General features: G+C 72.3%; 11 protein-coding genes and 2 pseudogenes. 9 read left to right on the top strand and 4 right to left on the bottom strand.

Going from position 1 to position 12,306, the window contains the following annotated elements:
* Positions 1-18: 18 nt before the first annotated feature.
* Positions 19-1,224 carry a beta-ketoacyl-[acyl-carrier-protein] synthase family protein gene (locus ACQP6G_RS14480; protein WP_429765219.1) on the top strand — a complete coding sequence of 402 codons (1,206 nt, stop codon included), beginning with the start codon at positions 19-21 and terminating at the stop codon, positions 1,222-1,224.
* Positions 1,225-1,244: 20 nt separating this feature from the next.
* Here ACQP6G_RS14480 and ACQP6G_RS14475 read toward each other — a convergent pair whose 3' ends face one another.
* A complete protein-coding gene (locus ACQP6G_RS14475) occupies positions 1,245-2,015 on the bottom strand; it encodes an alpha/beta fold hydrolase (protein ID WP_429765217.1) in 771 nt (256 codons plus the stop codon).
* Between the two features lie 270 nt (positions 2,016-2,285).
* Between ACQP6G_RS14475 and ACQP6G_RS14470 the strand changes: the two genes are divergently transcribed.
* The 4 genes from ACQP6G_RS14470 (at position 2,286) to ACQP6G_RS14455 (ending at position 6,075) form a co-directional block, all read left to right on the top strand.
* Positions 2,286-3,572 (top strand): ABC transporter substrate-binding protein, encoded by a 1,287-nt coding sequence (locus ACQP6G_RS14470; protein ID WP_429765215.1) that lies wholly within the window; start codon positions 2,286-2,288, stop codon positions 3,570-3,572.
* Positions 3,573-3,579: 7 nt separating this feature from the next.
* Complete coding sequence (locus ACQP6G_RS14465) at positions 3,580-4,512, top strand: carbohydrate ABC transporter permease (protein WP_429765214.1); 933 nt, start codon at positions 3,580-3,582, stop codon at positions 4,510-4,512.
* The gene (locus tag ACQP6G_RS14460; RefSeq protein WP_429734924.1) at positions 4,509-5,393 is read left to right on the top strand and encodes a carbohydrate ABC transporter permease; all 885 of its coding nucleotides are present in this window, start codon (positions 4,509-4,511) and stop codon (positions 5,391-5,393) included. The genes ACQP6G_RS14465 and ACQP6G_RS14460 overlap by 4 nt, the downstream gene beginning before the upstream one ends.
* Positions 5,394-5,457: 64 nt before the next feature.
* Positions 5,458-6,075 carry a DNA-3-methyladenine glycosylase I gene (locus tag ACQP6G_RS14455; RefSeq protein ID WP_429765213.1) on the top strand — a complete coding sequence of 206 codons (618 nt, stop codon included), beginning with the start codon at positions 5,458-5,460 and terminating at the stop codon, positions 6,073-6,075.
* On the opposite strand, the gene ACQP6G_RS14450 is transcribed toward ACQP6G_RS14455, so the two are convergent.
* On the bottom strand, positions 6,052-6,492 hold the full coding sequence (locus ACQP6G_RS14450; protein WP_429765212.1) for a DoxX family protein: 441 nt from the start codon (positions 6,490-6,492) through the stop codon (positions 6,052-6,054). The genes ACQP6G_RS14455 and ACQP6G_RS14450 overlap by 24 nt on opposite strands.
* A 98-nt stretch (positions 6,493-6,590) precedes the next feature.
* Here ACQP6G_RS14450 and ACQP6G_RS14445 point away from each other — a divergent pair, with 98 nt between their 5' ends.
* Entirely contained in the window at positions 6,591-7,316 is a 726-nt protein-coding gene (locus tag ACQP6G_RS14445; protein ID WP_429765210.1) for a ZIP family metal transporter, read from the top strand.
* A 67-nt stretch (positions 7,317-7,383) separates the two neighbouring features.
* Positions 7,384-7,653: pseudogene (locus ACQP6G_RS14440) on the top strand (GrpB family protein); the annotation flags it as partial.
* Between the two features lie 97 nt (positions 7,654-7,750).
* On the opposite strand, the gene ACQP6G_RS14435 reads toward ACQP6G_RS14440, so the two are convergent.
* Positions 7,751-9,634 carry a glycoside hydrolase family 2 protein gene (locus tag ACQP6G_RS14435; protein WP_429765209.1) on the bottom strand — a complete coding sequence of 628 codons (1,884 nt, stop codon included), beginning with the start codon at positions 9,632-9,634 and terminating at the stop codon, positions 7,751-7,753.
* A 107-nt stretch (positions 9,635-9,741) separates the two neighbouring features.
* Positions 9,742-10,812 (bottom strand): LacI family DNA-binding transcriptional regulator, encoded by a 1,071-nt coding sequence (locus ACQP6G_RS14430; protein ID WP_429765208.1) that lies wholly within the window; start codon positions 10,810-10,812, stop codon positions 9,742-9,744.
* 125 nt (positions 10,813-10,937) lie between these two features.
* Between ACQP6G_RS14430 and ACQP6G_RS14425 the strand changes: the two genes are divergently transcribed.
* Together ACQP6G_RS14425 and ACQP6G_RS14420 are read left to right on the top strand one after the other, a co-directional pair.
* On the top strand, positions 10,938-11,951 hold the full coding sequence (locus tag ACQP6G_RS14425; RefSeq protein ID WP_429765207.1) for a carbohydrate ABC transporter permease: 1,014 nt from the start codon (positions 10,938-10,940) through the stop codon (positions 11,949-11,951).
* Positions 11,948-12,306: pseudogene (locus tag ACQP6G_RS14420) on the top strand (carbohydrate ABC transporter permease); the annotation flags it as partial. The gene ACQP6G_RS14425 and the pseudogene ACQP6G_RS14420, both read left to right, overlap by 4 nt.

Here is a 12,306-nt window from a genome sequence, read left to right as displayed (position 1 = left end):
CTGACGAGGAGCACTCGGGTGCGACGAGCGGTGGTCACGGGTGCGGGGGCGGTCACGCCCGTCGGCGGCACGGTCAGGGAGACGTGGGCGGCCCTCCGGGCCGGCGCGAACGGGGCCGGCGCGATCACGGACGACTGGGCCGGCACCCTGCCGGTGCGCATCGCCGCGCGGGCGGACGACGCCTTCGCCGACGGCCTGAGCGTGCCCGAGCGCCGCGCGCGCGACCGGGTCGAGCAGCTGACCCTGGTCGCGGGCCGGGAGGCCTGGTCGTCGGCGGGGTCGCCGGACGTGGACCCCACCCGGCTCGGCGTGGCCGTCGGCACGGCGCACGGCGGCATCGCGACGACCGTCGCCATGCAGGACACCCTCGGCTCGGCCGGATACCGCAGCGTGTCCCCGCACACCATCACGATGGCGATGGCGAACGGTCCGGCGGCGTACCTGTCCCTCGAGCTGGGAGCCAAGGCCGGCGCCCGCGCGCCCGTGAGCGCGTGCGCCGCGGGGGTGGAGGCGATCGTCCAGGGCCGCGACCTGATCCGCTCGGGGGCCGCGGACGTCGTGGTGTGCGGCGGGGCGGAGGCCAGCATCGTGCCGCTGTCGCTCACCGGGTTCGGCCGGGTCCGCGCGCTGTCGACCCGCAACGACGAGCCGCTGCGCGCCTCGCGCCCGTTCGACGTCCACCGCGACGGCTTCGTCATGGGCGAGGGCGCCGTGCTCGTGGTGCTCGAGGACGAGGAGCACGCCCGCGCCCGCGGCGCGACGGTCCTGGGCGCCGTCGACGGGACGTCCCTCACCTCCGACGCGTTCGACATCGTCGGCGGCGACCCGGCCAACCAGGCCCGCACCATCACGCTCGCGCTGCACGACGCCGGCCTGGCACCGGGCGACGTCGGGCTGGTGCACGCGCACGCGACGTCCACGCCGATGGGCGACGTCAACGAGGCCGCGGCCCTGCGCGCCGCGCTCGGCAGCCCGCCCGCCGTGACCGCCACGAAAGCGTCCACGGGACACCTGCTCGGCGCGTCCGGCGCCCTGGGCGCGCTGGTCGGGCTGCTGGCCCTGCGCGACGGCGTCGTGCCCCCGACCATCAACCTCGACGACCCCGACCCGGAGGTCGACCTCGACGTCGTCACCGCCCCCCGGACGACGACGGCGCGCCACGCCCTCGTCGACGCTTTCGGCTTCGGCGGGCACAGCGCCGCCCTGGTGCTCTCACGGGGATGAGCGCCGGAGCCCGCGGGGGGTCAGACGAGCACGGAGGCCAGGAAGCCCTCGACCGCCTCGAAGTAGGCCTCGGGCTGGTCGCGACGCACGCAGTGGCCGGCGTCGGCGACGACGACGGTCCTCAGCAGGGGGTTCTCCGGTCCGGGCTCGGCGGGGGACGGGCCGACACTGTCCCGGTCGGGCAGGACCAGCAGGGTCGGCACCGTCAACCGGGGCACGAGGTCGGCCCAGCTCTCGCGGCCGAGGTGCAACCCTGCACGCAGGTAGTCCCGCTGCACCTGTGGCTTGGACAGCGCCCACGCCTCGACCTCTGGCCGGTTCCACCCGCTCTCGGTGACGAGCGCCTCGAGCTCGCCGCGTGCGACGCGCGCGCTCATGTCCTCGACGAACGCGAGGAACCCGGCAGCGTGCTCGGCCGGGCTGGGGCCGCCGTCGGCGCGCGGTGGGTCCTCGAGCACCAGGGCTCGAACCGCCGTGGGGCGGGCGACCGCCGCGCGCAGCGCGAGCGCCCCGCCCATCGAGTGGCCGAGGAGCACCACCGGCTCCGGCTGATCGTCGAGGACGGCGAGCACGTCGGCGAGCATCAGGTCGGCCGTGCGGCCCATCTCGTCGTCGCGAAACCGCGGCGAGGTGCCGTGGCCGCGCATGCTCGGTGCGACGATGCGCCACTCCGACCGCCAGCGGTCCACCAGGTCGGGGAAGTTGTCGCCCGCGTCGGACAGGCCGTGGAGCACCACGGCCGTGCGAGACGTCGAATCGCCCGCAGTGTGGATCGTCAGCGCTGAGGTCACGGACCGGGAGCCTAGCGTCACCCCGCTGGGTGACGGGGAGTGCGACGGAGGGAGCCGATCGCGACGCCGAGCCCGTCGACGACCGGCGCGGACCGAACCCTGGGTGACATCCGGTCACGATTCGGGCGAAGGTTCCCCTGGCGCCTTGACACCGTGACCGCGCCGGTCGTGCGATGAGAGCGAGACCGGGGCGCAAGGATGCGCCAGGCCGGTGACGCGCGCTGCGCGCACACCGACCCCCACCGGCCCGAGGGCGTAGGGGTGAGGCAGATGCGAGGAGCTCCCAGGACGTCGGCTGTCGCCGCGGTCGCGGCCGTGGCGGCGTTGGCGCTGGCCGCGTGCGGCGGCAACGGCGGTGAACCGGAGAGCAGCGGCAGCGGCGGCGCGGACGAGGTGGAGGTCTTCACCTGGTGGGCGGCCGGGTCGGAGAAGGCCGGTCTGGACGCGCTGGTCAAGGTGTTCGACGAGCAGCACCCGGACGTGACGTTCGTCAACGGGGCCGTGGCCGGCGGCGCGGGGTCGCAGGCGAAGGACCTGCTGCAGACCCGCCTGCAGGCGCAGGACCCGCCGGACACGTTCCAGGCCCACGCGGGCGCGGAGCTGCAGGACTACATCGACGCCGCGCAGATCGAGCCAGTCTCCGACCTCTACGACGAGTTCGGGCTCACCGACGTCTTCCCGCCCGACCTCATGGACCGGCTCACGGCGGACGACGGCCAGATCTACTCGATCCCGTCGAACATCCACCGCGCCAACGTGGTGTGGTCCAACCGGCAGGTGCTCACCGACGCCGGTCTCGACTCGGACGCCACGTACCCCGACCTCTCGGCGTGGATGGACGACCTCGCGACGCTCAAGAAGGCGGGCGTCACGCCCCTCGCCGTCGCTCAGGCGTGGACGCAGGTGCAGCTGCTCGAGACGGTGCTGCTGGCCGACCTGGGTGCGGAGGGCTACTCCGGGCTGTGGGACGGGTCGACCGACTGGAAGGGTCCGGAGGTCACGGCGGCCCTGGAGGACTTCGAGACCCTCATGGGCTACACGAACACCGACCGCGACGGCCTGGACTGGCCGGAGTCGCAGCAGCTCGTCATCGACGGCAAGGCCGCGTTCACCGTCATGGGCGACTGGGCGGAGGCGTCGTACGAGGAGCAGGAGCAGGAGCTCGGCACCGACTACTCGGCCTTCGCCGTCCCGGGCACGGACGGCGTCTTCGACTTCCTCGCCGACTCGTTCACGCTGCCCGTGGGCGCCCCGCACCCCGACGGGGCCAAGGCGTGGCTCGAGACGGTCGGGTCGGCCGAGGGCCAGGAGGCGTTCAACAAGGCCAAGGGCTCCATCCCGGCCCGCACGGACGTCGACATGTCGACCTTCGGCGAGTACCAGCAGTCCGCGGCCGAGGCGTTCAAGAGCGACACGATCGTGTCCTCGCTGGCGCACGGGGCGGCGGTCCCGGTGGCGACGCTCACGGCCATCACGGACGCCACGAGCAAGTTCACCTCGGGGGCGTCCGACCTGGCGGCGTTCCAGTCGGAGCTGGCCGCCGCGAACGCCGGCTGAGGCGCCGATGGCCACCGCCACGCGCAGGCGGGCGGGGGTGCGCCGGGCGGTCCGCCGCGCCGGCGCTCCCCTGCTCCTGCTCCTGCCCTCGCTGATCCTGGTCGGGGTGTTCGTCTACGGCCTCATCGTGGCGAACGCCCGGCAGTCGGCCACCGACAACCACACGGCCGCGCAGGCGACGGGCCAGGCGCCGACGACGGGCGTCGGGCTGCGCAACTACCTCGACCTGCTGGGCAGCGAGGAGTTCCAGCACTCGCTGACCAACCTCGTGCTGTACACCGTGGTGTTCCTCGTGGGCACGATGGTCATCGGCTTCCTGTGGGCCTGGCTGCTCGACAAGCCGCTGCGGGGCGAGGGGTTCTTCCGGTCGATCTACCTGTTCCCGATGGCGGTCTCGTTCATCGCGTCCGGGGTGGTGTGGCGGTGGCTGCTCAACTCCAACCAGGACGAGCAGGCGTCCGGCCTCAACCGGCTGTTCCAGATGATCGGCCTGGACGCGCTGCAGAACAACTGGTGGAACAACGTGTCCGTGGGCATCGTCGCCATCGCGATCCCCGCGATCTGGCAGCTCTCCGGCTACGTGATGGCGCTGTTCCTCGCCGGCTTCCGCGGCATCCCCGTGGAGCTCCGCGAGGCCGCCCGGGTGGACGGCGCGAGCGAGTGGAAGCTGTACCGGCACGTGCTGTTCCCGCAGCTGTCGCCGATCGCGCTGTCCGCGCTCATCATCATCGGCCACATGTCGCTCAAGGCGTTCGACCTCATCATGTCGATCTCCAAGCCGGCGAACTACCAGACCAAGGTGCCCGCCGTGGACATGTACGTGTTCAAGTCGGCCTTCGACTACGCGAACGCGGCCGCTGTCGGCACGATCCTGCTGGTCATCGTGGCGATCGTCATCGTGCCGTACCTGGTCCACACGCATCGGCAGGACAAGCGATGACCGCCGTCGTCGAGGAGGCCGGGCGCCCCATCGACCTCGGCCGCCGCGCCGCGCCCCGCGGCCGGTTCACCGTGGGCCGCACGCTGCGCTACCTGGTGCTGCTCCTCTTCGTGCTCGTGGTGCTGGTGCCGGTGTACGTGCTGCTCGTGACCAGCTTCAAGGGCCCCGGCGACGCCGCCCCCACCCGCGCGTGGAACCTGCCGCAGGTGTGGACCACCGCCAACTGGGAGACGGCGTGGTCCACCCTCTCGCCCGCCATCGCACGCACCGTGCAGATGGTGGTGCCGGCCGCGCTGATCTCGGCGTTCCTCGGGTCGCTCAACGGGTTCGTGCTGTCGCGGTGGCGCTTCCCCGGGGCGGACCTCGTGTTCACGCTGATCCTGTTCGGCATGTTCATCCCGTACCAGGCGGTGATGATCCCGCTGAACCAGCTGGTGCTCGGGCTGGGCGTGCCGAGCGGCGTCCCCTCGCTGATCCTGCTGCACGTCGTCTACGGCATCCCCATCACGACGCTGATCTTCCGCAACTACTACATGACGGTGCCGCAGGAGCTCATCGAGGCGGCGCGCGTCGACGGCGCGGGGATGCTGCGCACGTACGCCTGGATCGTGCTGCCGATCTCCGTGCCGAGCTTCGTCGTCGTGCTCATCTGGCAGTTCACCTCGGCGTGGAACGACTTCCTGTTCGCCGTGTTCTTCTCCTCCAGCCAGAACGGGCCGGTCACCCTCGCGCTGAACAACCTGGCGAACGGCGCGCTGCTGCAGGACTACGGCGTCTCCATGGCGGGCGCGCTGTTCGCGTCGCTGCCCACGCTGCTCGTGTACGTGCTGCTGGGCCGGTACTTCATGGGCGGGCTGATGTCCGGGTCGGTCAAGGGCTGAGCGGACCGCGCGGGCCTGTGGACGACTGCGGTCGGGTGTCGGGAGCACCGGGCAGGCTGGGGGTATGACGACGACCACCGGCCCGGAGCCCGACGCCCCGCCAGTCACCGCCCGCTGCTTCGGCGACGGCGACCCGCTCTACGAGGCGTACCACGACACGGAGTGGGCCGTGCCCGTGCACGGCGAGGCCGCGCTGCTGGAGCGCATCGCGCTGGAGGGGTTCCAGTCCGGCCTGTCGTGGATCACCGTGCTGCGCAAGCGCCCCGCGTTCCGGGAGGTGTTCCTCGACTTCCAGCCCGAGCGCGTCGCCGCCCTCGGCGAGGACGACGTCGAGCGGCTCCTCGGCGACGCCCGGATCATCCGCAACCGGCAGAAGATCGAGGCCACGATCGGCAACGCGCGCGCCGTGCTCGCCCTGCACGACGCCGGCCGCACGCTCGACGAGCTGTTCTGGTCGTTCGCTCCCCCGCCCCGCGAGCGCCGGCTGGGCGCCTGGGACACCGTGCCGGCCAGCACTCCCGAGTCGGTGGCCCTCGCCAAGGCGCTGAAGAAGGAGGGGTTCCGCTTCTTCGGCCCGACGACGGCGTACGCGGCCATGCAGGCCTGCGGGCTCGTGGACGACCACCTCGCCACGTGCCCGGTGGTCACGGGCCGCCGGTCAGCGGCGGGCGGCGCGGCGTAGGGCGGCGAACGCCCCCGTCGACCACAGCGCGAGCGCGACGAGAGCCGGCTGGAAGAACAGTCGGACGAACCGCTTGGCGTCGGTGTCGAGGCCGAACCCGTCCTTCCGTTCGAGCCACTGGCCGACGTTCCCGGGGAAGATCACGACGAAGAACGCCGCGACGACCAGCCCGACCGCGACCTTCCACCGGGAGAGCGCGACGAGCGACCCGCCCAGCACGATCTCCACGACCCCGGACGCGAGGACGGTGACGTCCTCGTCGACCGGGAACCAGGCGGGGACCTGGGCACGGAACTCCTCGCGGGCGACCGTGAGGTGCGTGATCCCGGCCCCGGCGAGCGCCACGCCGAGCGTGACCCTCCCGATCCGGCGAGGTATCGACGTGGGCTCCGGTCGCACGAGCTCCTGCAGGTCCATCCCGCGATGCTCGCAGCACCGCAGTGATGACGCACCCGCGAGCCCGGCCGGGCGACCCTCGACGGGCGGCCGGCCGCGCCACCTGGTCCACTGTCCGCATGACCGGGTTCTGGTGGGGCCTGCTGGGCAGCTCGTCGCTGCTGATCGGTGCGGCCCTCGTCCTGTGGCGGACGCCGAGCCGGCGGATCACGGGCCTCGTCATGGCGTTCGGCGCGGGGGTGCTCATCAGCGCGGTCGCGTACGACCTGGTCGAGGACGCCTCCCGTGCGGCGAGCGGCTGGGTGCTGCTCGCGGGGCTGGCCGCCGGGGCGCTGACGTTCTTCGTCGGCGACCTGCTCATCGACCGGCGCGGCGGCCAGGACCGCAAGCGCTCCACGGGCGCGCAGTCCAAGGGGTCGGGTGGCGCGATCGCGCTGGGCACCGTGCTCGACGGCATCCCCGAGTCCGTGGTGCTGGGCTCGACCCTGGTCGGGGGCGGCGGGGTGAGCGTCGCGGTGCTCGCCGCCGTGTTCATCTCCAACCTGCCCGAGGCGATGTCCGCGACCGTGGGGCTGCGGCAGGCGGGCACCTCTATCGCGCGGCTGGCGCTGCTGTGGGGCGGCACCACCCTCGTGTCCGCCCTCGCGGCCGGGGTGGGGTACGCCGTGCTGGGCACCGCGGACCCGGTGACCATCGCCGTCGTGCAGGCCTTCGCCGCCGGCGCCCTGCTGACCATGCTGGTCGACACGATGATCCCCGAGGCCACCGAGTTCGGCGGTCCCGTCACCGGGCTCGTCACCGTGCTCGGCTTCGCGACCGCCTTCGGGCTGTCGGCGCTGGGCTAGGTCGGGGGCCGAAGCCGATCCTCGACCTCGCCGCCCGCGCAGCCCGAACGGGTCGAAGCCGGGCGCCGTGGGCGACGACGTCGCACCCCTCGCCTACCGGCGGATCGCGCACGGCCCGAGGAACCACGGCGTCTCCGTGCGGGAGCGCGACGGCGCGCGCACCCACATCCTGCGCGTCTTCGCCGACGACCTCTGGGAGACGTGCCCGCAGCGGCTGTTCCGCGACAGGCTGCTCCACGACGCGACGGCGCCGCGCCGGTACGGCGAGCTCAAGACCCGCCTCGCGGCCGAGCTCACCGACGGCCGGGAGTACACCGCCGGCAAGAGCGCGCTCGTCGAGGAGCTGCTCAACGCCGAGCGCGCGGACCGCGGGCTGCGGCCGACGGCGGCCTGGGACACGGAGGCCCGGCCGCCGCCGGAGGTCCGCCCGTGCGTCAGACCGCGGCGCGGTCCGCCTCCTCGACGGCGGCGACCTGCTGCTGCACCTCGCGGACGCGGGCGACGTCGAGCTTCTCGGAGCGGTCGAAGCGGTACACGCCGTTCTGCTCCTGGAACACGTCGGTGAGCTGGGTGTAGCAGTAGCCGAACATCAGCGGGTCGCCGAGCAGCACCTCGGTCAGGCCGCGGAACCGGGCGTGGAAATCTTCCTCGTCCGCGACGCGCTGGCCGTAGCCCCACGACTCGGCGGCGTCGTTCCCCGCCGCGGCGGCCGCCGCCTCCGGGTTCCACCAGATGCCGCCGTACTCGGACACGAAGTACGGCTGGCCGCGGTACGGCAGCGACATGACGGCGTTGTCGTCGCGCCGGTTCTCGTACGGGGCTCCGTCGGCGAGCCCCGCCATCTGGACGGCGAACGCCGCCGGGTCCTGCTCGTAGCTGTGCGAGTCCCACACGTCGGTCTCGAGCACGCGGTGCGCGTAGCCGCTGGCGTCGATCACCGGGCGCGACGGGTCGGCGAGCTTGGTCGCGAGGAACATGCCGCGGGTGACGTCGTCGAGCACGGTCATCCGGTCGTGCAGGTCCTGGTGCGTCTCGTTGAGCGGGCACCAGCCGATGATCGACGGGTGCGAGTGGTCCCGCTCCAGCACCTCGAGCCACTGGGTGGTGAACGACGCGGTGGGCTGCTGGTTGTGGCCGACGGTGCCCTGCCCGCTCACGCCCCAGTCGCCGAACTCGCCCCACACGAGGTAGCCGAGGCGGTCCGCGTGGAACAGGAACCGCTCCTCGAAGACCTTCTGGTGCAGCCGCGCGCCGTTGAAGCCGGCCTGCAGACCGAGCTCGATGTCGCGCACGAGCGCGGCGTCCGACGGCGCCGTCATCAGCGACTCGGGCCAGTAGCCCTGGTCGAGCACCAGCCGCTGGAAGACGGCGCGGCCGTTGATCCGCACCGCCTGGCCGTCGATCGCGACGGACCGCAGGCCCGCGTAGGAGTCCACGGCGTCGACGAGCGCGCCGTCGCCGTCGCGCAGCTCCACGCGCAGGCCGTACAGGTGCGGGTCCCCCGGGCCCCACAGTCGCACGCGACCCTCGGGGACGACGACGCGCAGCGCGGGCGCGAGGTCGACGTCGGCGCGCGCGGTCTCGGACGCCACGACGCCGTCGGCGTCGGTGAGCGTCGCGGTGACGGTGTGGCCGGGGCGGTTCGCGGTGAGCGGCAGCACGACGTCGAACGCGCTGCTCGCCACGTGCGGCGTGACGCGCGGGCGGCGCAGGTGGGCGCCGGGCACGGGCTCCAGCCACACCGTCTGCCAGATGCCGGTGGTGCGCGTGTACTGGCAGTGCGTGTTCGCGTACCAGGTGGCCTGCTTGCCGCGGGCCTGCCGGGCCTCGCGCGGGTCGCGGGCCCGCACGACGACCGTCACGGTGTCGCCGGGCGCCGCCACGCCGTGCAGGTCGGCCGTGAAGGGCGAGAACCCGCCGCGGTGACGCACCACCTCGGTGCCGTCCACCCACACGGTGGTGTCGTGGTCGACGGCGCCGAAGTGCAGCAGCACGTGCGTGTCGTCGCCGGCGACGGCGGCCCACTCGGCCGGGACGGTCACCTCGCGGCGGTACCAGACCGCCTCGAGGAAGTCGCTGTCCCCGATCCCGGACAGCTCCGACTCGGGCGCGAACGGCACGGTGATGGTGCCGGCGAGCTCGCGGTCGCGCAGACCGCGTTCCAGTCCCGAGTCGCCGCGGTCCAGCTCGAACTGCCACGTGCCGTTGAGGTTCAGCCAGCGCTCGCGCACCACCTGCGGGCGCGGGTACTCCGGGCGAGGGACGTCGGCACCGACCTGGGCGGAGGGCGGGTCGAGGTGGGTGAGGTGGTCTGCCATGGCGGCTGCTCCGTCGCGGTCGGCGTGGTCGATGGTCCGGGCTGATTCAACCTCCGTGATCCGAAAAACGCAACGTTGTACCAGCAGGACTCGTCGACATAGCTCCGTCAGCCCTGTCGACGGGAGCTCTCCCGGACGAGCAACCGATGGGGCACGACGACGTCCTCGGGCGCTCCTCCGGTGCGCTCCACCTGCGCCACCAGGCGGCCGACGGCGGCCTCAGCGACCCCTCGCACGTCCGGCGCGATCGTCGTGAGGCCCGGGTTCGCGTAGCGGCCGTCCTCGGTGTTGTCCCAGCCCACCACGCCGACGTCCTCCGGCACCCGGACGCCGTTCGTGCGAAGCGCGTGCATCGCACCGAGCGCGAGCAGGTCGTTGCCGCACACGAGGCCGTCGATCTCGCCCGCACGGGGCAGCACCTCCTCGACGGCGCGGGCTCCGGACCGCCGGCTGTAGTCCGCCACCGGGAGCAGCCAGGGAGGCCGCACCTCGAGCCCGGCCGCGCGCAGCTCCTCGACGAACCCGCGCTGGCGGGGGGCTCCGGACCGCTCCGGCACCTCGGGTTCCGCGCCCAGGAAGGCGAGCCGACGACGCCCGGTACCGAGCAGGTGGCGCGTGGCCTCCCGCGCGGCGGCGACGTTGTCGATGCTCACATGGTCCGTGGTCAGCGCCCCGCCGGGGCGCCAGGGCCGCTCGCCGAGCAGCACCATCGGCGTGCTGCCGCGCAGCTCGTCGACGTCGTCGAGGCTGAGGTCGAGCGGGCTGAACACGATGCCGTCGATGAGACGCACGTCGAAGCCGCGCGCCACGAGGCGCTCCGCCTCCGGGACCCCGCGCGTCTCGTCGATCAGCACCCGGTAGCCCCGCGCCGCCGCCACCTCGATCGTCTCGTGAGCGAGGGTCGAGAAGTAGGGCGAGTCGATCTGCGGCACCGCCAGCGCGAGGATCCCGGTGCGTCCCTGGCGCAGCTGACGGCCGGCGAGGTTGGGCCTGTAGCCGAGGTCGGCGATGACCCGTTCGACCCGTCCGCGGGTCGCCGCGCCGACCCGGCCCGTGCCGTTCACGACGTTCGAGACCGTCTTCCACGACACCCCGGCGGCCGCCGCGACGTCCTTGACCCCCGGCGGCTTCGTCGTGGCGGCCGGGCTCCCCGTGCTCGTCGTGCCGTCGTCGCCCACTCGTCCTCCTCGCCGTCGGTCCCGGGCCGGGTCCGACGAAAACGGCGCGCCACCCCTTGACGGGAGGTGCCGCGGTAGTTCATCGTGATCCAACGTTAGATCGCAACGTTGCACCATGCTCGACCATGACGTGTCAGCAGACGCTGTGTCGACGACGACTCAGAAAGACGGACCACGTGACAGTGACCGGTGAGACGGCTCCGGCGGCCCCCTCCGCCGCACCCACCCGTGCCAGCAACCCGCGAAGCGCCCGATCCCGCCGCCGTGAGGCGGGTGCGGGGTTCGCGTTCCTGTCGCCGTGGTTGGTGGGTTTCGTGGTGTTGACGGCGTTCCCGATGGTGGCGTCGTTGTATCTGGCGTTCACGGACTATGACTTGTTCCGGCCGCCGTCGTGGGTGGGGTTGGAGAACTTCACGAAGCTGTTCGAGGACCCGCGGTTCTGGACGTCGGCGAAGGTGACGGCGATCTATGTGCTGGTGGGGACGCCGATCAAGCTCGCGGCGGCGTTGTTGGTCGCGATGGTGCTGAACATGAAGCACCGGGGGCAGGGTGCGTACCGGTCGATCTTCTACGCCCCGAGCCTGATCGGTGCTTCGGTGTCGATCGCGATCGTGTGGAAGGCGATGTTCATCGACGACGGCATCGTGGACCGCATCCAGCAGCTGTTCGGGCTGCCGGCCGGGGGCTGGGTGGGTGACCCGTCCAAGACGATGCCGATGTTCGTGCTGCTCGCGGTGTGGACGTTCGGCGCCCCGATGGTCATCTTCCTCGCGGGCCTCAAGCAGATCCCCGCCGAGCTGTACGAGGCGGCCGCGGTGGACGGCGCGGGCCCGATCCGCAAGTTCTGGCGGATCACGATCCCGATGCTGTCCCCGGTGCTGTTCTTCAACCTGCTGCTGGAGACCATCGGCGCGTTCCAGGTGTTCGGGTCGGCGTTCATCATCTCCGGCGGCACCGGCGGCCCGGCGGACTCCACCCTGTTCTACACGCTGTACCTGTACATCAAGGGCTTCGCCCAGTTCGACATGGGGTACGCCTCGGCCATGGCCTGGGTCCTGGTCGTCGTGGTCGGCATCATCACCGCGATCCTGTTCAAGACCTCAGGCGCCTGGGTCCACTACTCCGGAGACAACCGATGAGCGCGCACATCACGACACCGCCGCTGTCGAACCAGGCAGCCGCCACAGGAATCCCCACCGGCTCGGGCTCGTCCCGCCCGCCCGGCCAGGTCGACACCTCGCTGCGCAAGGCGGCCAAGCGGCGCAAGGGGGTCCGGTCGGTCGGGTTCCACGCCTTCATGGTCATCTGCACGATCGTGGTGCTCTACCCCGCGGCGTGGATGCTGATGAGCTCGTTCAAGCCGTCGAACGAGATCATCGGGAACATCAGCCTGTGGTCGGACAACCTGTCGCTGTCGAACTTCGCCACCGCGTTGTCCGGGATCGGCGGGGTCGGGTTCTGGACCTTCTTCGGCAACTCGATGATCCTGGCCGT

The organism is Isoptericola nanjingensis, assembly GCF_050311635.1.
GTDB lineage: Bacteria > Actinomycetota > Actinomycetes > Actinomycetales > Cellulomonadaceae > Isoptericola > Isoptericola nanjingensis.
Note: the sequence above shows the minus strand (reverse complement) of the source record. Positions and strands in the feature narration are given on the sequence as shown.

What these genes read in the sequence shown, in the direction of transcription:
- ACQP6G_RS14460 (WP_429734924.1), top strand. Translation starts at nt 4,509, where the DNA reads ATGACCGCCGTCGTCGAGGAGGCCGGGCGCCCCATCGACCTCGGCCGC.
- ACQP6G_RS14445 (WP_429765210.1), top strand. Translation starts at nt 6,591, where the DNA reads ATGACCGGGTTCTGGTGGGGCCTGCTGGGCAGCTCGTCGCTGCTGATC.
- ACQP6G_RS14455 (WP_429765213.1), top strand. Translation starts at nt 5,458, where the DNA reads ATGACGACGACCACCGGCCCGGAGCCCGACGCCCCGCCAGTCACCGCC.
- ACQP6G_RS14450 (WP_429765212.1), bottom strand. Translation starts at nt 6,492, where the DNA reads ATGGACCTGCAGGAGCTCGTGCGACCGGAGCCCACGTCGATACCTCGC.
- ACQP6G_RS14435 (WP_429765209.1), bottom strand. Translation starts at nt 9,634, where the DNA reads ATGGCAGACCACCTCACCCACCTCGACCCGCCCTCCGCCCAGGTCGGT.
- ACQP6G_RS14470 (WP_429765215.1), top strand. Translation starts at nt 2,286, where the DNA reads ATGCGAGGAGCTCCCAGGACGTCGGCTGTCGCCGCGGTCGCGGCCGTG.
- ACQP6G_RS14465 (WP_429765214.1), top strand. Translation starts at nt 3,580, where the DNA reads ATGGCCACCGCCACGCGCAGGCGGGCGGGGGTGCGCCGGGCGGTCCGC.
- ACQP6G_RS14425 (WP_429765207.1), top strand. Translation starts at nt 10,938, where the DNA reads ATGACGTGTCAGCAGACGCTGTGTCGACGACGACTCAGAAAGACGGAC.